At 71.5% G+C, this 18,067-nt stretch carries 18 protein-coding genes; 11 read left to right on the top strand and 7 right to left on the bottom strand.

Going from position 1 to position 18,067, the window contains the following annotated elements:
- The first annotated feature begins 145 nt into the window (after positions 1-145).
- A complete protein-coding gene (locus tag WMF20_RS07880) occupies positions 146-1,636 on the top strand; it encodes an isochorismatase family protein (protein ID WP_437612033.1) in 1,491 nt (496 codons plus the stop codon).
- A complete protein-coding gene (locus tag WMF20_RS07885) occupies positions 1,633-2,361 on the top strand; it encodes a glutathione S-transferase family protein (protein ID WP_437612036.1) in 729 nt (242 codons plus the stop codon). The genes WMF20_RS07880 and WMF20_RS07885 overlap by 4 nt, the downstream gene beginning before the upstream one ends.
- A 42-nt stretch (positions 2,362-2,403) precedes the next feature.
- Here WMF20_RS07885 and WMF20_RS07890 read toward each other — a convergent pair whose 3' ends face one another.
- The gene (locus WMF20_RS07890) at positions 2,404-2,661 is read right to left on the bottom strand and encodes a hypothetical protein (protein ID WP_437612039.1); all 258 of its coding nucleotides are present in this window, start codon (positions 2,659-2,661) and stop codon (positions 2,404-2,406) included.
- Between the two features lie 270 nt (positions 2,662-2,931).
- Between WMF20_RS07890 and WMF20_RS07895 the strand changes: the two genes are divergently transcribed.
- Together WMF20_RS07895 and xylA are read left to right on the top strand one after the other, a co-directional pair.
- On the top strand, positions 2,932-4,026 hold the full coding sequence (locus WMF20_RS07895; protein WP_437612041.1) for a hypothetical protein: 1,095 nt from the start codon (positions 2,932-2,934) through the stop codon (positions 4,024-4,026).
- Between the two features lie 506 nt (positions 4,027-4,532).
- On the top strand, positions 4,533-5,864 hold the full coding sequence (gene xylA / locus WMF20_RS07900; RefSeq protein WP_129573771.1) for a xylose isomerase: 1,332 nt from the start codon (positions 4,533-4,535) through the stop codon (positions 5,862-5,864).
- Between the two features lie 56 nt (positions 5,865-5,920).
- On the opposite strand, the gene WMF20_RS07905 is transcribed toward xylA, so the two are convergent.
- Entirely contained in the window at positions 5,921-7,789 is a 1,869-nt protein-coding gene (locus WMF20_RS07905; protein WP_437612043.1) for a hypothetical protein, read from the bottom strand.
- A gap of 367 nt (positions 7,790-8,156) precedes the next feature.
- Here WMF20_RS07905 and WMF20_RS07910 point away from each other — a divergent pair, with 367 nt between their 5' ends.
- From WMF20_RS07910 to WMF20_RS07935, 6 genes are all read left to right on the top strand, one after another.
- Positions 8,157-8,504, top strand: coding sequence for a polyhydroxyalkanoic acid system family protein (locus WMF20_RS07910; RefSeq protein ID WP_129573772.1), 348 nt, complete (start codon positions 8,157-8,159; stop codon positions 8,502-8,504).
- 11 nt (positions 8,505-8,515) lie between these two features.
- Complete coding sequence (locus WMF20_RS07915) at positions 8,516-9,943, top strand: DNA topoisomerase IB (RefSeq protein ID WP_437612046.1); 1,428 nt, start codon at positions 8,516-8,518, stop codon at positions 9,941-9,943.
- A 252-nt stretch (positions 9,944-10,195) separates the two neighbouring features.
- Complete coding sequence (locus WMF20_RS07920) at positions 10,196-10,702, top strand: hypothetical protein (RefSeq protein ID WP_129573774.1); 507 nt, start codon at positions 10,196-10,198, stop codon at positions 10,700-10,702.
- A gap of 437 nt (positions 10,703-11,139) precedes the next feature.
- Entirely contained in the window at positions 11,140-11,619 is a 480-nt protein-coding gene (locus WMF20_RS07925) for a DUF2383 domain-containing protein (RefSeq protein ID WP_437612048.1), read from the top strand.
- Between the two features lie 57 nt (positions 11,620-11,676).
- A complete protein-coding gene (locus tag WMF20_RS07930) occupies positions 11,677-11,898 on the top strand; it encodes an addiction module protein (protein WP_437612050.1) in 222 nt (73 codons plus the stop codon).
- The gene (locus WMF20_RS07935; RefSeq protein WP_437612052.1) at positions 11,895-12,188 is read left to right on the top strand and encodes a type II toxin-antitoxin system RelE/ParE family toxin; all 294 of its coding nucleotides are present in this window, start codon (positions 11,895-11,897) and stop codon (positions 12,186-12,188) included. The genes WMF20_RS07930 and WMF20_RS07935 overlap by 4 nt, the downstream gene beginning before the upstream one ends.
- A gap of 38 nt (positions 12,189-12,226) precedes the next feature.
- Here WMF20_RS07935 and WMF20_RS07940 read toward each other — a convergent pair whose 3' ends face one another.
- The 5 genes from WMF20_RS07940 to WMF20_RS07960 all read right to left on the bottom strand — a co-directional run bounded on the left by WMF20_RS07940 (position 12,227) and on the right by WMF20_RS07960 (position 16,572).
- Positions 12,227-13,393 (bottom strand): acyl-CoA dehydrogenase, encoded by a 1,167-nt coding sequence (locus WMF20_RS07940; RefSeq protein ID WP_437612054.1) that lies wholly within the window; start codon positions 13,391-13,393, stop codon positions 12,227-12,229.
- 272 nt (positions 13,394-13,665) lie between these two features.
- Complete coding sequence (locus WMF20_RS07945; protein WP_437612056.1) at positions 13,666-14,799, bottom strand: class I SAM-dependent methyltransferase; 1,134 nt, start codon at positions 14,797-14,799, stop codon at positions 13,666-13,668.
- A 35-nt stretch (positions 14,800-14,834) separates the two neighbouring features.
- On the bottom strand, positions 14,835-15,038 hold the full coding sequence (locus WMF20_RS07950) for a hypothetical protein (RefSeq protein WP_437612058.1): 204 nt from the start codon (positions 15,036-15,038) through the stop codon (positions 14,835-14,837).
- A 27-nt stretch (positions 15,039-15,065) separates the two neighbouring features.
- Positions 15,066-16,253, bottom strand: coding sequence for an iron-containing alcohol dehydrogenase (locus WMF20_RS07955; RefSeq protein WP_437612060.1), 1,188 nt, complete (start codon positions 16,251-16,253; stop codon positions 15,066-15,068).
- A 1-nt stretch (position 16,254) separates the two neighbouring features.
- Positions 16,255-16,572 (bottom strand): putative quinol monooxygenase, encoded by a 318-nt coding sequence (locus WMF20_RS07960; protein WP_437318775.1) that lies wholly within the window; start codon positions 16,570-16,572, stop codon positions 16,255-16,257.
- Positions 16,573-16,890: 318 nt separating this feature from the next.
- On the opposite strand from WMF20_RS07960, the gene WMF20_RS07965 reads away from it, so the two are divergent.
- Complete coding sequence (locus tag WMF20_RS07965; protein WP_437612063.1) at positions 16,891-18,060, top strand: hypothetical protein; 1,170 nt, start codon at positions 16,891-16,893, stop codon at positions 18,058-18,060.
- Positions 18,061-18,067 lie beyond the last annotated feature (7 nt).

Consider the following 18,067-nt stretch of genomic DNA (forward strand, 5'->3'; position numbering starts at 1 on the left):
CGCCGACGCGAGCTGCCCTCGCCCTCCAGCAGAGCGCCGGTCGCTTCACCGAGCCTCCGCGCGCCGACGCGGCCGCCTCGCAGCGCGCCGCGCTCCGGAGCGCTTGGTCGGCCGACCGGCGAGGTGATACCAGGAGGTCAAGGACGTGAGAGAGCGACCACTCCCCAACGACCCGGCGCGCACGGCGCTGCTCGTCATCGACATGCAGAACGACTTTCTCGCGGAGGGGGGCGCGTTCTCGAAGCGGCACTGCGATCCGCATCAGCTCGCCCAGAGCGTGGCCTGGCTGGTGCGCGCCGCGCGCGCGCAGGGGCGCGCCGTGGTGTGGGTGACCTCGGCCTACGGCGAGATCGACGCGCCCCTGGACGCGCTTCGCGGGCAGACGCACACCGGCAGCGCGTGCTGCGCCCGCGGCACGTGGGGCGCCGAGCTGTTCCCGGCGCTCGCCCCGGTGCGCGCCGAGCGCCCGGCCGGGGCCGCGGAGTGGCACGTCGAGAAGCGCTGGTATTCGGCCTTCCGCGACACCGATCTGCGCGCCCGGCTCGAGGAGGCGGGCGTGACCGCGGTGATCCTGTGCGGCGTCGCGACCAACGTGTGCGTCCTCGCCGCCGCCCGCGACGCGCGCCGGCTCGGCTTCGAGGTCGAGGTCCTCGAGGACGCGACCGCGGCGAGCACCGCGGGCAAGCACGCCGCGGCGCTGCGCGAGATCGAGGGCCTGGGCGGCCGGCGCCGCCGCTGGGCCGGCCTGCTCTCGGACGGGCCCGGGCCGGTGCGCGTCGCCGGCATCGGCGCGGGCGGGACGGCGCTGTGGTGCGGCGCCCTCGACGAGAGCCTCGCGGGGGGCGCGGGCGCCTTCGAGGCCGTCGAGCGCGAGGTCGCGTGGACCACGATGCTCCACCGCGGCGGGGAGGTGCCGCGCCTCGTCGCGATCCAGGGCGAGCGCGCGCCCGACGGCGCCGCGCCGCTCTACCGCCACCCGGTCGACGAGCAGCCAGAGCTCGGCGCCTTCACCCCCGCCGTCGACCGCATCCGCAGGGAGGTCGAGCGCCGCGTCGGGCACCCGCTCAACCACTGCTTGCTCCAGCTTTACCGCACGGGGCGCGACTGGATCGGCGAGCACTCCGACAAGACGCTCGACCTCGTGCGCCCGTCGTTCATCGTGAACGTCTCGCTCGGACGACAGCGCACCATGGTGCTCCGGCCCAAGCGCGCCGCCGAAGGGGATGCCGTCCAGAAGGTCCCTTTGCCGCACGGCTCGCTGCTCGTCATGGACCTGGAGACCAACCGCCGCTTCTATCACGCCATCCGGCAGGAGGGCGACGCGGAGGGCGAGGACCGGGCGTCGCGGATCTCGCTCACCTTCCGGCATATCGGCACGTTTCACGATCCGGCGACCGGCGCTGTCTGGGGCGTCGGCGCGCCCGCCGCGGATCGCGCCGAGGCCGAGGCGCGCGCCGGGGCCCGGTCCGCGCTCCCCGGGCCGGAGCGGGAGGCCGCGGAGCGCGCCGAGGCAGAGCGGATGCTCCAGCTCTTCCGCGCCGAGAACATCGACGCCGCCTTCGACGCCGCCGCGTACCGCGCGGGCTTCGAGGCGCTCAATTTTCGCACGCTGCAGGAGCCCGGAGGCGACCGATGAGCGCGCAGCGGGCGGTGTATTTCGTGAACGGCTCGATCTCGAGCTGGCGCGTGCTCCTCGCCGTGCGCGAGAAGGGCCTCGCCTTCGAGCCCCGCCGGCTGCGCGTGATGCGCGAGCCCCGCGAGACGCGCGCCGCGGAGTTCCTGGCCCTCAATCCGCGCGGCCAGGCCCCGGTGCTCGTCGAGCCCGACGGCACCGTCATGAACGAGTCGCTGGCGATCCTCACGTACCTGGAGATGCGGTATCCCGACCCGCCGCTCCTCCCGCCGCCCGCCGAGCCCGGCGCGCTCGCCCGCGCGCTCGCCCGCGCGCTCGCCCGGGCGCAGGAGTCCGAGGCCACCGCGTGCGTCTACGACCCGCTGGAGAGCCTGTTCGAGGCCGGCCCGGACGCCCTGTCGCCGGACCGGCGAGCGGCCATCGTGGGCGCGCTGGCGGGCGTGGAGCGCGAGCTCGCGCTGTGGGAGGCGCGAGCCCAGAGGACACGGTTCATCGCGTCGGACGCCTTCACGCTCGCCGACTGCGCGTTCTGTCCCGTGCTCGCCTACATGCAGCGGCGCGGGCTGTCGCTCGCCGGTCATCCCGCGCTCGACGCCTACGAGCGCCGCGTGCGGGGCCGCCCCTCGGCGGTCGCCTCGTACCCGGAGGGCTGGTCCCACGACCTGGCGCGCCCCGATCTGTTCGCAAAGGCGCGGGCGCTCGCCGCTCCGGGGATCTCCGGGAGCTGACGCGCGCATGGCTCGCCCGTGCCCCGAGCGCGGGGCGGGCGCTCAGGGCGCGGGCGCGACGCTGACGACCGCGAGGCCGAGGTTGCAGCCGCTCGGGTCCTCCCGTTCCGGGAGGTCGATGTCGGTGCACGCGAAGACCCTGGGCTCGTGCGCCTCACAGGCTGGTCCGCCGGCGCCGCCTGGGTCACCGCCGCCGGCGCCGGTGCCGCTTCCGCCGGAGCCGCCCGTGGCACCGGTGCCGCCGGTGCCACCTGTGCCACTGCCGCCGGAGCCGCCGCCGTCCGTGATCTCGAGTTGCACGCGACCAGGGTGACGAGGAATGTCACGAGGGAGACAAGGAGAGGCAAGCTGGTTCGGTGGCGCGGTTCGTCGTCAGCAGCACATGAGCAGCACATGATTCGTCAGCCGGCACTGTGCCGAGGCGCTGGTCGTTTCCTTGCCATGCGCGATCGATGACGGCCCGGTCACGCGCGCCGGGCTGGGTCGCTGGTACGCTGTGTGTATTCGCCGGTTCGAGGAAGTGTCCTGAGGCGATGGCCGTACACCACGGCAGGTGAGGTGAACATGGTCGTGTCGATGCAGACCGCGGCGGCGGCTGCCGGCGCCGTGCTGGTGGCGCTGGCGCTTTTGGGTTGCGGGTCCGATGGGGGGGATCCGCCGGGCGGAACGGGCGGGGACGCGGGCGCCGGAGGCGCGCCAGGGGAGGGCGGGAGCGCGGACGGGGGCGGCGGCGCCGGCGCGCAGGGCGGAGGCGGGCGGTGGGAGTGCGAGATCCTCGACCTCCAGCCCGGCGAGGTCGGCCCTGGCGGCGCTGTGGCGCTGTTTCGCACGGACGATGCCGTGGAATCCATCGAAGGGAGCGTTCTCTCGGGGGGGTACGTGTACTTCAGCGCGGACTACCAGCTCCTGCGCGTGCCGGTCGCCGGCGGCGCCGCGGAGACGCTCGGGGACCTGCCCAGCGGACGACACGCCATCGTCGGCGACACCCTCGTCTGGACCGAAGCGCTGAGCTCGCAACGCAACGTGCGCCTGCTCGCCGCGCCGGTGACGAGCCTGAGCGCCTCGACCGTGCTCGCGGAGGACATCCTCCCTCCTGCCATGCTCGCGCTCGACGCCACGAACGCCTACTACGATCAAGGCGACCCGCAGGCGATCTGGAAGGTCGCTCTGGCTGGCGGCAGCGCCCCCGAGGCGCTGGTGCCGAGCGGCCACCCGCTCGGCATGATCAGCCACGACGGCGCGCTGTACTGGCTCGACTTCCAGACGAAGCAGCTCGAGCGGGTGCCGCGCGAAGGCGGCACCCGTGAGCCGCTCGCGAAGGTGTTCTTCGGCGGGCCGATGGCGGCGGCCGGCGAGAGCGTCTTCTGGACCGACACAAGCCTCCACACCGTCAACCGGTGGCGCGACGGCGCAGCCGCCATCGACGTCCTCCACGACATCGAGAGGGTCCCGAACGCGGACCCCGAGCCCTCCTCCATCGCCGTGAGCGGTGATACGGTCTACTGGCTTCAAGGCTTTGGCTGCGTGGAGCTGTGGCAGGTGAAGACGGACGGCACGGGCGCTCGAAGGACAGCGTCCGGCTTCCTCCTCGCCGATGGGCTCGCGGTCGACGAGGGCCACGTCGTCGTCGTAGGGCGCGAAGCGGTTTACCGCGTCGACCGCTGACCCCGCCTCCATCTCCAGGTCTCCGCCTCGCGCCGGCCCGGCTTCGAGGTGCATCCGTCTTGACACTGCGCTCCATCGGGGGCCGCCCGCGTCGTTCCTGCGGCGAGCGGGGGTCGGCACGGCCGGCCGCTCGCCGTGGAGGTGTGCGGCGCTACAGCGCCATCGGAATCGTTTCGCGGGATGGCTGCGGGCGGCCTCCGGCTCAGCTAGCTTTGGTCAGCGGCAGAGACGCCGGCGCCGACCCTAGCCACCGACCCGTCACCATGTTATTGCTAGCCGACAAAATCCACTACGCGTGCAACTGACGCGCGTCGGCGGTTCACTTGACGTGCGGAGAGTCGGAGCCACAACTACCTCAGCGTGCTTGGAAGGCCCAACCTGGACGTGGCGAACCTGACTCCCCCCTGGCCCCGAGGCCAGAGCCCTTGGGCTCACCTCGCGGCCCCCGTCGCCGAGAGCGCCCTCTGAACGTAGGCACACGCAAACCACGAGCTGGAGATCCGGTTATGACCGTTGTGATTGGAGACAAAGAGTACTTCCCTGGCGTCGGCAAGATCCCCTACGAGGGGCCCGAGTCCGACAACCCCCTTGCCTTCAAGTGGTACGACGCCAATCGCGTCGTCGCCGGCAAGGCGATGAAGGATCACTTCAAGTTTGCGGTGTGTTACTGGCACACGTTCTGTGGTCGTGGGCACGATCCGTTCGGTCCGGGGACGATCAACTTCCCCTGGGACGAGGGCAAGGACGCGCTGAGCCGCGCTCGCATGAAGATGGACGCGAGCTTCGAGTTCATCACCAAGCTCGGCGTGACGCACTACTGCTTTCATGACATCGACCTCGTGGAGGAGGGCGACAGCCGTGCCGAGACGTCGCGCCGCCTCCAGAGCGTCGTCGAGTACGCCAAGCAGAAGCAAGCGCAGTCGGGGATCAAGCTCTTGTGGGGCACGGCGAACCTGTTCTCCAACCCGCGTTACATGAACGGCGCCTCCACGAACCCGGATTTCGCCGTGGTGGCCTACGCCGGCGCCCAGCTCAAGGACGCCCTCGACGCCACCATCGCGCTGAACGGCGAGAACTACGTGTTCTGGGGCGGCCGCGAAGGTTACATGAGCCTGCTGAACACGGACATGAGGCGCGAGAAGGAGCACTTCGCCCGCTTCCTGACCATGGCGCGCGACTACGCGCGCTCGCGCGGCTTCAAGGGCACCTTCTTCATCGAGCCGAAGCCCATGGAGCCCTCCAAGCACCAGTACGACTTCGACGCCGAGACCGTGATCGGGTTCCTGCGCCAGCACGGCCTGGACAAGGACTTCAAGCTCAACCTGGAGACGAACCACGCGACGCTCGCCGGCCACACCATGGAGCACGAGATGCAGGTGGCCGCGGACGCCGGCATGCTCGGCAGCATCGACGCGAACCGCGGCGACTACCAGAACGCGTGGGACACCGACCAGTTCCCCTACAACATCAACGAGACCGTGGAGATGATGCTCATCCTGCTCCGCAGCGGTGGGTTCCAGGGCGGCGGCGTGAACTTCGACGCCAAGCGCCGCCGCAACTCGACGGATCTGATCGACACCTTCCACGGCCACATCGGCGGCATGGACGTGTTCGCCCGCGCGCTCATCATCGCCGACGACCTGATCCGCAAGTCGCCGCTCGAGTCGATGCGCAAGACCCGTTACGCGTCGTTCGACAACGGCAAGGGCGCGGAGTTCGAGCAGGGGAAGCTCACGCTGGAGCAGCTGGCCGAGATCGGCAACGCCGGCGGCGAGGTCAAGCTCACGAGCGGTCAGCAAGAGCTGTACGAGAACATCGTCAATCGCTACATCCGCTGATCCGAGCGATCGAGGGGACGATAGCCGGGCGACGCCGCTGCGCGCCCGGCGGCGCCTCACCGGCCCAGCGCGGCCATCTTCTCGTTCACCCAGTCGTCCCCCACGAGCGGGTGAACGCCGGCCCCGTCCCGCTCCAGGTCGATCCCCACCGAGAGCAGGCCGCTCTTCACGAGGAACGCGCCGAGCGGCTCCTGCCCGTCCGACTTGGTGAGCCGCCCGCGGATGGCGAGGTTGCCGCCCTGCGCCTCCAGCAGCCTGAAATCGACGTCGCTCTCCTTGCGCCTCACCGTCGCCGAGGCCTTGAGCCCCTCCATGGTGAGCAGCCCCGCGGCCCACCCGGGGATGGCGTCCTCGGCGTCGAGCAGCGCCACCGCGGGCCGCGCGTCCTTGCACTCGAGCCGGATCGCCGCCTCCATCAGGCCACGTCCCACCTTCGCGTCGTCGACGTCGATGCGCGCCCACCAGCCGGGCAACGCCTCGCCCTCGTGCTCGATCGCGAGGTCCTCGATCTCGATGCGGCTCTTCCCGAGCCTGGCCGTCGGGCCGAGGAGGTTCGCCGCGTCGAGCGAGAGGCGCGCCTTGACGTCGCCCTTCACCCGCGTCTCCTTCCACGCGAGCGCCCCTTGCTTGAGCAGGAGGCTCAGCGCCCCCGTCCCCCGGCCCAGCGGGTCGACCTCGAGGCTGCTCCGCACGAACGCGGCGCCGCCCGTGAACCGCGGCGTGTCCGGCCCGGCGTCGTCCGGGTTGAGCCAGCGCAGGTCCGGGATCGCCGCGGCGACGACCTCCACCTTCGACGAGAATCCCGGCGGGAGCCGCATGAGGTGGAGCTCCGGCGCGTCGAAGGCGGCGCTCGCCCGCTCCACCACGATGGGCGGCAGCCCCTTGCCAGGGCGCTCGAGCGTCGCCCGGGGCACCGCCACCGCGAGGCGCGCCTGCCCGCGCTCGTCGACGCGGAGATCCACGTCCGCGGCGACGGCCGCCCGGAGCGACCCGGCGGAGGCCGCGAGGTGGCTCGTGCCGTACGAGAGGGAGCTGCCCGGCTCGACGTTGCCCCGGTTCACGACGAGGTTCGCCCGGAGCCCTCCGCTCCCGTCCTCGATCCGCGGCCCTCCGTCCTCGCCGGTGAAGAAGTGGATGAAATCGAGCCCGGGCAGCTGGGCGTCGAGGCGCACGCGCGCCCAGGTGGTGTCGAAGATGTCGAGCCCCTCGATGTCCCGCGGATCGAACGTGTTCATCGTGACGTCGAGGTCGGCGTCGACCCGCGCGACGACGCGGTCGGCCAGGTGGACCTCGCCCGAACGGAGCTCCAGCGCGACCGGCCCGACGCGGACCGAGCGGAGCGGCTTGTAGTAGAACCCCCCGCGCACGCGGCCGCCGCCGGCGTACCGGACCTGCTGGATCCAGACCTCCTTGAGCGTCGTGTCCACGCGCTCCAGGTGCACGGTCCAGAGGTTGTATCCCTCGTCCGAGCTCTCGAGATCGTGCTTCGGCGGCAGCTCCGGCTTGAGCGGAGGGTTCGTGAACTCCGGGATGGGGGGGAGCGCCTTGATGTGCGGCGCCTCGAGATCGCGCTCGCTCGTCGGATCCACGAGCAGCCGCATGCGGAACGTGAAGCCCTCGGCGCGGATGTCCTCCGCATGGAACTTCTTCCGGAAAAGATCGGTCAGGTGGATGTCCGCCTCCACCTCGTCGAGCAGCACCGCCCACTCCAGCAGGCTGTCGGACCCGCTGAGCCGTAATTCCTTCACGTGCACGACGCCCGGCCAGAGGCTCCAGGCCGAGCCGTAGAACAGCGTGGCGTCGGTCGGGTTGTAGCTGACGAGCCTCGCCACGAGCTTCGTGCTCAGCATGACGTTGCCGATGACGACGTAGCCGACCCAGAGCGCGATCGGCAGGATCGATATCACCTTCAGCGCCTTGCTCATGCGCGGCCCGAGCCACCCTCCGAGCCCACGCGAAGACGTCACGGCCAAAGCTCCCGGCATGAACGGGCGGAACGCACGCGCCGTGCCGCCGAGCTGGCCCGCTGCGCGGCCGGCGGGCGCTGGGCTCGCCGTAGCGATCTGCCCCGTGTGTGGCGGAGGTCGCCACGCGCGGCGCGCGAAAGTGCGCGATCTTGCCCGAATTTCCCGAGAAATGCTCTGTTCGAGGCCGTCGCCCCTCGCCGGACCCGGCGGGCACCCTGATTGCTAACCCCGATTGCCAACGCCGACCCCTGGCGACCGCTGCGCTGCCGAGCCTGTCGCACGTCAGCCCCGCTGGAGCCGAGCTCCAGCCAACCCCGAGGTCATCATGAAGCACACGGTCCATCACGACCTGAACGATGAAGAAGCCAAGAACGCCGTCCTGAGGGCGATGGAGCGGTATCGCGAGCGGTACGCGGAGTACGCGCCCTCCATGCTCTGGAGCGACGAGCGGCGCGCGGATCTCGGCCTGTGCTTCAAGGGGTTCCAGGTCGCGGGGCGGCTCGAGCTCGGGCCCAGGACCGTCGATCTCGACATCGACGTGCCGCTGCCGCTGCGCATGTTCAAGCGGATGGCGATCGCCGCGATCGACGCGGAGGTGCGGCGGTACATCGACGAGGCGCACCGCGAGCGGTCGCGGCGCGCTCACGGCGCCGCCCTGGGGGAAGCCGTCTGAGCTAGCCCGCCATGCCGAGCGCCAGCACCACGATCCCCCGATCCGGGCGCCGCCCGCGGAGCACGCCGGGCCGCGCGCGGCGCTCCGCCCCGAGCGGCGCCGTCGTCCGGCGGCGCCGCGTCAGCCTGTCGATCGAGACCGTCGAGACGGTCGAGCTCGCGCGCGCGGCGGGCGAGCTCGCGGCGGCCGCGCCGCTCACCCCGTCGCCGGTCGAGTCCGCGAAATCGGCCGGGCTCCGGTACGTGAACGACGGCGAGCCGGGCATCTCCCGCCGGAAGGCGGGCAAGGGCTTCACGTTCCTCGACCCCGAGGGGCGCCCCATCAAGGACGAGGCGACCCTCCAGCGGATCCGGCGCCTCGCGATCCCGCCCGCGTGGACCGGGGTGTGGATCTGCCAGAGCGAGCGCGGGCACATCCAGGCCACCGGCCGGGACGCGCGCGGCCGGAAGCAGTACCGGTATCACCCGCGCTGGCGCGAGGTCCGCGACGAGACGAAGTACGACCGCATGCTCGCGTTCGGCTCGGCGCTCCCGGCGATCCGCGCGGCGGTGGAGCGCGATCTCGCGCTGCCGGGGCTCCCGCGCGAGAAGGTGCTGGCGACCGTGGTGCGCCTGCTCGACGAGACGTCGATCCGCATCGGGAACGACGAGTATGCGCGCGACAACAACTCGTACGGTCTGACCACGCTCCACGACGAGCACGTCGAGATCAAGGGCGATCTCATCAGCTTCCACTTCCGGGGCAAGAGCGGCAAGGAGCACGAGCTGACGGTGCGGGACCGGCGGCTCGCGCGCATCGTGAAGCGCTGCCAGGACGTGCCCGGCCACGAGCTGTTCCAGTACATCGACGGCGATGGCCAGCGGCAGCGCGTCCACTCGGACGACGTGAACGAGTACCTGCGCTCCCTCGCGGGGCAGGAGTTCACGGCGAAGGACTTCCGCACCTGGACCGGCACGGTGCTGTGCGCGTCCTTCTTCTGCGAGATGGAGGTCGCCACCTCGGCCCGCCAGATGAAGAAGTGCGTGGCGCAGGTGATCGACATGGTGTCCGCCCGCCTCGGCAACACGCGCGCGGTCTGCCAGCGTTGTTATGTCCACCCCGCCGTGATCCGCGCCTACACCGAGGGCGCCTTGCAGACCTTGATCGAGGCGGAAGAGGCGGTCATGGACGCGGCGATCGCGGCGCTCCGGCCCGAGGAGGCCACGATGCTCCGGATCGTCCGCGGGTTCAGCGAGCGCGACGCGGTGCCGCTCGCCGCCCAGCTGCGCGAGAGCGTGCGCGCGGTCAAGGCGCGGCGGACGGGCGAGAGCGCAACGCGTCCGAAGAGCGTGAAGCGCCCGAAGAGCGCGGCGCGACCGGACCGCGCAACGCGTCCGAAGAGCGTGACGCACCCGAAGAGCGTGAAGCGCTCGAGCGGGCAGCGGCGCGCCGCGGCCTGACCCGTCCCTGGTGCAACGCTAGCTCCCGCGCTCTCTGCGCCCGGCGCCGCGCCGCCGCGGGCAGCCGACGAGAGCGCCGTGTCCCTCCGTCACAGCGTGGCCATCTCGCCGTGGCATTGTGCCCCGGGCGCGGGGCATTCTGCCGTCGCTTTGTGAGCAGCTACGCAGACATCCGCGATGGACGCGCCCGGTACGTTTCGTGTTCTGCGAAGGAGAAGCGAACGACGAGGACCCTCAGCCAAGGAGATCTGCATGGCGAGCCAGAGGTTGATCACCGAGATGGTGCGGACACGTGTGGAGGCCGAGGACGCCATCCGGCGCATCCTCGACCACGGGCACTCGCGCAGGGACATCTGCGTCATCGTGAGCGAGGCCGCCCGCCGCCAGCACTTCTCGCGTTCGCGCGTGCAGGGCGCGGCCGTGCACGGCAATGCGCTCAGCTCGATCCTCGCCGCGGCGGGCGCGGGGCTCGTGGTGCCGGGGCTGCGGCTCGCGGTGGCCGGCCCCATCGCGGTGAAGCTCGACGACGCGAGCTCGGCCGGCGCGACCGCCAGCCTGAGCAGCGTGCTCGTCGACGCCGGCGTCCCGGAGCAGCGCGCGCCGGAGGTCGAGCGGCGCCTCAAGGAGGGGGCGATGCTCATCGGGGTGCTCGCGCGCGACGACGCGGACGCGGCGGCCGTGCAGGCGATCCTGGGCGGCGTCGGCGCCGGGGAGTCGTGCGGCACCAGCAAGGGCGCGCGCGTCTTCGCGACCCTCTGACGCCGCGCTCGTCCGCGCCGGCCGCCTCGGTACAACCCCCGACCGAGCGCCGCCAGGGCGCCAAGGACGCCAGGAGAGCCCAGGGTGCATCTCTCGCTTCTCTCTTGGCGTCCCTGGCGCCCTGGCGGCTCGATCTCTCTCCTCGTCATCTCCGCCGCCTGAACGCCTCGCTGCTGCGACGAGCTCGCTATCGCACGAGCGGGAATCAGTACGGGTGGAACGGGGTTTGAATAGAATCCAGAGAGCTCAACCGAGGCCGCCCCGGTTTGAGACGTGGATTACCCCTGACGCAACGATGGCCGTACGCTCTCTGCGGCGAGGTCGAACATCGGCGGTCTCGCTCACGGTTCTCGCGCGGACGTAGGTCGCGCCGGCTGCTGCTCGGGAGGTAGGGAGGAGACGAATCGGCGTTCACCAGCAACCTCAGGAGAGTACCCATGGAACCGGTCGCATTCGCAGAGGAGAGCGTGGGCCTGGACGGCCTGATCGATGACGATTCGATCGAGCAGCTCAAATCGTTCTGCCGGGGCGAGATGTCCGCGGTGGAGACCTACCGTCAGGCGATCGCCGCCGCGCGCGAGGGCTGGGAGGTGCAGCTGCTCCGGCTCAACCTGGCGTCGCACGAGGCGCGGGTGCAGATGCTGCGCCGGCGGATCGAGGAGCTCGGGGGCGACCCGCCGTCGAGCTCCGGGCCATGGGGCGCGTTCGCCAAGGTGGTCGAGCGGACCGCGGTGGCGCTCGGCCACAAGACGGCGCTCTCGGTGCTGGCGGAGGGCGAGGATCACGGCCTGAAGGACTACCGGAACGACATCGAGGAGCTCGACTCGGAGTCGCACGTCCTGGTGCGCGACGTGATCCTGCCGCAGCAGGTGTCGACGCTCCGAACGCTGGCCGACCTCAAGCGCCAGCTGCCGTGACGCGGCCGGGCGCTGCGGATTGTTCCGGCGGGCGCGCCATGCGATACTTCCCGACGTATGGCCAAGGCTGCCCTGGACATCGCCCGACTGAGCCGCGACGAGCAGCTCGACCTTCTCGACGAGCTCTGGGCTCGCCTCGGGCGAGACCCTGACGCGTTCCCTCTCAGCGACGCGCAGCGCGTCGAGCTCGATCGGCGCCTCGATGAGCTCGAGGCCGATGGACCAGTCGGGCTCACGTGGGATGAGGTCGTCGTCCAGGCGCGCGCGCGGTCACGGTGAGGGCGGCTCTCGTTCGGCCCGCTGCTGCGGCGGATATCGCGCGAGCATATGCCTGGTATGAGCGAGAGCGCGACGGCCTCGGAGAGGAGTTCCTGACCGAGGTCCGCGCCGCGATGCAGGCGGCCGTCGAAGCATCCATGGCGTACGAGGTCCTGCACCGCCAAACACGCCGGGTGCTCGTCCGCCGCTTTCCCTACGGCCTGTTCTTCCGTCTGATGGACGATGTCGTGGTCTTCGTCGCGTGCTTTCACACGCGCCGAAGACCCGAGTCCTGGAAGCGGAGGCGCTGAGGGCGGCGCTGGCCGCCCGTCGGGGAGAGCTCCCCCGCTCAGCCCTTCACGTCGTACTCCGCCTGGAGCAGCTTCGCGATCGTCGACAGCTGCATGTTCGACGTCCCCTCGTAGATCTTCCCGATCTTCGCGTCGCGGTAGAGCTTCTCGACCGGGTAGTCCTTGGTGAAGCCCACGCCGCCCATGAACTCGATGCACAACGACGCCGTCCGCTCGGCCACCTCGGACGCGAACAGCTTGGCCATCGCGGCCTCCTTCACGAACGGCCGGCCAGCGTCCTTGAGCCGCGCGGCGTTGTAGACGAGGAGGCGCGCGGCCTCGATCTCCATGGCCACGCGCGCATACTGGAACTGCACGCCCTGGAAGCTCGCGATCGACTGGCCGAACTGCTTCCGCTCGCCCATGTAGCGCATCGCGTGCTCGAACGCCCCGGCGGCCAGGCCGAGCATCTGCGCGCCGATGCCGATCCGACCCTCGTTCAAGGTCTCGATCGCGATCTTGTAGCCCTTGCCGACCTCGCCGAGCACGTTGCCCTCCGGCACCTCGCAGTCCTCGAGGACGAGCTCGCAGGTGCTGGAGGCGCGGATACCCAGCTTGTTCTCCTTCTTGCCCACCGAGAACCCAGGGGACGTCCGCTCGACCACGAAGGCCGTGATGCCCTTGTACCCCTTCGACGGGTCGACGCTGGCGAACACCAGGAACAGCGAGCTCTCGTTCGCGTTCGTGATCCACAGCTTGCGGCCGTTCAGCACCCAGCGGTCGCCCTTGCGCTCGGCCCGGGCCGCGAGCGCGAACGCGTCCGAGCCGGAGCCCGCCTCGCTCAGCGCGTACGAGCCGACCCACTCCCGGCTCAGCCGCGGGAGATACCTCTCCTTCTGCGCGTCGCTGCCCCAGCGGAGGAGCGCATTGGCCACGAGCGTGTTCTGCACGTCGATGAGCACGCTGACGCTCGGGTCGACCACGGCGAGCGCCTCGACCGCCAGGATCGCGTTGAAGAAGCTCGCGCCGGAGCCCCCGTACGACTCCGGGATCTCGATGCCCATGAGGCCGAGATCGAACATCGGAGGGAGCAGATCGCGGTCGAGCGCGCCCTGCTCGTCCATCGCCGCCGCGCGCGGCGCGACGCGCTTGCGGGCGAAATCAAGCACCGAGTCGCGGAACAGGCGCTCCTCGTCGGAGAGCTGGGTGAGCGGAGGATGGGACACGACGGTTTCTCCTTGTGGGTCCATGGCGCGGCGCGGCGGAGGCGACCGCGGCGTCCCACTATGCACCGCGAGGACCGCAGGCGAAAGCCGTTCGTTCGCGCCCGCCGCGGGCCGGCTCATCCGTCGTATCGCTCCTCGCGCGCCTCCCGCGCCTCCCGCGCCTCCCCCAGAGGGCCGGGAGGCCCGATCGTCCAGGCTGCTACGCGCTCTCCCCGGTCCCGGGCGCCGCGCGCGCTCCGTCGCGGCCGCGCCGCGCCTCAGGGCTCACGCGCTCACGCGCGCTTGTCGGCGGGCACGTCGCGCCGGCGGCACCGGAGCAGCGTGTGGGCGAGGCCGAGGTGGTCGATCTCCGCGTCGACGATGAGCCCGGCCTCCTCGATGCAGCGCTTGATGTCGGCGGCGCTGTACATGCGGCTGTTCCCGTTCGCGAGGCACGTGAAATACAGGGAAGAGCCGTGCAGGCAGTGGACCGCCACCTCATTTTCCTGGCGATCCCAGAACGTGTCGAGGATCCAGAGCTCCGTCTCCTTCCCCATGGCGGCGCGCGCCCGCCGGAGGATCTGGGTGATGTCCGCCTCGGAGAAGCACACGAGGAACTGGCTCATCCAGATGGCGTCGAACCCCGTCGGGAACGCCTGTCCGTGATCCAGGAAGTCGATGGGCGTGCCCATGACGCGGCCGAGCAGGCCGTGCTGCTCCACGTTGACGCGCGCGTCCTCGAGCTGGCCCGGAAGGTCCAAGATCGTGACCCGCACGTCGGGGTCGTGCGTACAGCACTGGATCGCCCACCGGCCGGTGTTGCCGCCGATGTCGAGGAGCGTCTTCGGCCGCCGCTCGAACACGATGGGCAGCGCCTTCGGGAACGCCGAGTCGGAGTAGAGGTGATCGAAGGCGAACCAGCTCTCCCTCACCTTCGGCGGGAGCTCCGGGAGCGCCTCGTAAACCGTCGGCCAATCGCCGAAGACCTTCAGGCCCGCCGGCTTGCCGCCCTCGATGGCCTCGTCGAGAAAGCGCATGCCCTCGTAGCAAACGTCATGGATGAAATCCATGTTGATACGGGTCATCCGATCGTTCTCGACGATGAGCCCGACCCGCGTGATCGCGTAACGCTCTCCACCTTCTCGCCCGCCTTGCCCCTCTCGCCGCTCTCCGTTGCCGCCGGCGAGCTCCACCAGGCCGAAGCTCAGGCTCGCCTCCAGCAAGGTCTTGGCCGCATAGGCGGAGAGGCCGGTGTCCTGGGCCACCTCCGCCGGCGTCCGGCCGGCCTTGCCGGCGCGCTGCAGCGCCCTGAGCACGCCGCGGTTTCTCATGACCCGCGCCACCTGGAACATGACAGGCGCGAACGCGATGCGCTGGGCGGCGAGCATGGCGTCGAGGGCGGGATTCGGGGCGGGATCGTTCTTCATCGAGCTCCGGTCGTCGGGGATTGGGGAGGGCGAGGCTAGCGAGCGCCCGCGCGCTGGAGGAGCAGGGCGAAGCCGCCGAGGCCCGTGAGCAGCGCGCACTCCGCCCGGCCCTCGTCGGCGAGCGAGATCCCCATCACGCCGCAGGCCAGGCCGAAGGCGAGCGTCGCGACGCCGAGCCGCCGCTCATCGGTCCGCCGGGCAGACGGAGAGGGCGGTCGCGTGCGGTAGGGGCTTGCCACCCGGGGATGATACCACCGTCCCCGACGTCACAAGGACGCCGCGGCGATGTCGGTCAGCTCTTCGTCGGTGAGGGGGAGCGGGTTCGCCTTCATGCTGCTCGCCGCCCGGGCCTTCTGGACCAGCGCCGGGAGGTCCGCCTCGCTCACGCCGTAGCGCCGCAGGCCCGGGATCGCGAGGTCGCGGCAGAGCTCGCGGACCCAGGCGATCCCCTCCTCGGGGGCGGCCCCGGCCCGCCCGGTGACGAGCGCGGCGAGCTCGTCGAAGCGCGGCAGCGCCGGGTGCGCCGGGGCGCGGCCGCGCAGCGCCCGCAGGTTCACCTCGAGGACGGCCGGCAGGAGCGCGGCGCACACCGCGCCGTGCGGCGCGTCGAACGTGCCCCCCACCGGCGCGGCGAAGCCGTGGACCGCCCCGAGGCCGGCGTTCGCCAGGCAGAGGCCGCCGAGCAGGCTGGCCACGGCGAGGTCGTCCCGCGCCGGCGCGTCCGCGCCCTCGAGCACCGCGCGGCGGAGCGAGCGCGCCGAGCGGCGGATGCCCTCGCGCGCGAGGCCGTCGGTGAGCGGGTTGCTGCGGATCGACAAGAGCGGCTCGATGAGCTGCGAGAGCGCGTCGAGCCCGCTCGAGGCGAGCACCTCGGGCGGCGCGCCCGCGAGCAGGTCGGGGTCGATCACGGCGAGGCGCGGCAGCATGAGCGGGCTGCGCAGGCTCGCCTTCACGCCGGCCTCCCGCGACGCGAGCACCGCGTTGCGCGTCACCTCCGAGCCGGTGCCCGCGGTCGTGGGGATCGCCACGAACGGCGCGGCCGGCCGGGAGAGCGCCTTCCCCTGGCCGATGACCTCCAGGTAGTCGAGCGGGTCGCCGCCGTTCGCGAGGAGCGCGGCGATCGCCTTGCCGGCGTCGACCGCGCTGCCGCCGCCCAGGGCCACGACGACATCGCACCGCTCGGCCGCGGCCCTCGCCGTGCCCTCGCGCGCGATCTCCACGGTGGGCTCGCCCGCGACGGCGAAGGTCACGGCGGCGATCTTCGCCTCGGCGAGCGCGGCGAGGAGCGGCGCGGCCCGGCCCGGGCGCTGCCCGGTGACGACGAGCGCCCGCGTCCCGCCGAGGCCCCGCACGGCCGCGGGCACCTCGGAGAGCTTGCCCGCGCCGAAGACGATGCGCGTGGCGGTGGCGAACTCGAAGGCGAGCTCGGAAGGCCCGGAAGGCGGAGGCGCCATGTCAATACCCCGCGTCGTCCGGGAAGACATTGACGTATTTCCGGCTGGTCCGCGGCTCGGCCATCATGTCGGCGACGGTGTCCCGCCACCGCTTGTAATGCTCCGTTTCCTTGTGCGCGGCCGGCGCCTCCTTGGTCCTGTAGACCTCGACGAGCACGAAGCGCGCGGGATCCTCGATGTCCTGGACGACGTCGAACCGGGCGATCCCCGGCTCCTTGACGCTCTCGCGCGCGTTGTCGAGCGTCGCCTGGCGGAAGGCGCCTACGTGCTCGGGTTTGACATGCACATGGACATGCACGATGAACAGGCTGCTCTGCATGCGCGCAATCTAGCTCGGTCGCGCTGCCGCAGGAACCCGGCTCGTGACGCGCGGGCGCGCGGGGCCTCTCGGCGTCACCTGGCCGCGCGGGCCGCCCGGCGCCCGCGCGGCCCGCGCGGCCAGGTGACGCCTGGCGGCGTCGCGCGGCTGTCGCCCGCGCGCGCCGCCAGGCGTCGCGCACCCTGTCGGCAGAGCGCCTTCGCCTCCTGCGTCCACTCCCGACTTGGCCCGGCCGGCTGCGGCGTTACGATCCCCGTGAATCGGCGGGTGGCCCGGCAGGTGTCGAGTCCATCTGCGCCGCGAGCGAGGAAGGTCGATATGGCGGATCCGACCACGGAGAGCCCGCAGCCCGACGCTGCGCGCTCGATCGCGCTGGACTCCATCGAGTTCGTCTCCGATCACGGTCTCCTGAAGGGCTGCGCGGGAGGGATCGGCTGGAGGAACGCAGGGGAGCCGTGCCCCCAGCCCGAGTGGACGCCGGAGCGGTCCGTCCCGGTGTCGATCTCGATGGGCCGGAGCGTCGTCATCCGGCTCGGGCTCTCGTCGAGCGGCGGCGCGACCGCGGCGCCGCTCGAGATCCGCGGCGTCGGGCCGGCGGGGCTCACCTTCGAGAGCGGCGGCCCCGCCGCCTTCGGCGCGCCCGTCGAGCTCACGTCCGCGCGGAAGCTCGAGAGGAGGATCCAGAAGCTCGACCTCAACGTGAGCTGGTCGGCCGGCAGAGGAGCCACGCTGTCGCCCGGCCGGACCTCGAACGTCGTTTATGTCACGATGGGCAGACCCCTGACCGACAGGCAGGATGTCTGGGAGGAAGACGGGGTGACCCTGAAGCGGATGGACAGGTCGGTCTCCTGGGTCGCGCCGCTCAACACCCTCGATCCTCACGAGATCGTCGCGTCGATCATGGCCCGATTCCCGACGTACACGCTCGTGCCGAGCCCCAAGGTGCCGCGGGAGTACCACCACCCGACGTACCTGAACGACCAGGGCGGGGCCTGGGCGATGACCGATTACGTGGAGGAGACGGGCGAGTGTCAGGCGATCGTCCGCCTCCTCCGCGGCATCCTGCGCCAGCTCGGGATTCCCGGGCGGACCCGGATCCTCGTGGTCTGGGGCGATCCCAACGTGGGCGGCGGGCGCAAGACGCTGTCGGCCGATCTGGAGGAGCGGCCGTGGGCGGGGCTCGACACGACGCAGGTCGTGGGGGGCCGCGTGTGGCGCGCGGCGCTCATCGACGGCCCGGTCGAGGAGGGGAAGACGTACCCCGCCTCCCATACGCGCCTCCCCGACGGGACGTTCAGCCCTGGGCTCAACCGGTACGAGGCGGTTCTCGAGTTCGCGCACGGCGGCGTGACGCGGTACTACGCGGGCGGCGCCGGGGTGTTCGACCGCGTGGAGCCGGTCCTGGGCGTCTTCTGGGGGCTCATCTGGTTCAGCTCGGCGCCGAACGAGGGGTTCCGCGTCGAGAAGATCGTGGCGAGATACCGATAATCCGGAG

It is taken from the genome of Sorangium sp. So ce834 (assembly GCF_051521425.1).
In the GTDB taxonomy this organism is placed as follows: Bacteria; Myxococcota_A; Polyangia; order Polyangiales; family Polyangiaceae; genus Sorangium; species Sorangium cellulosum_D.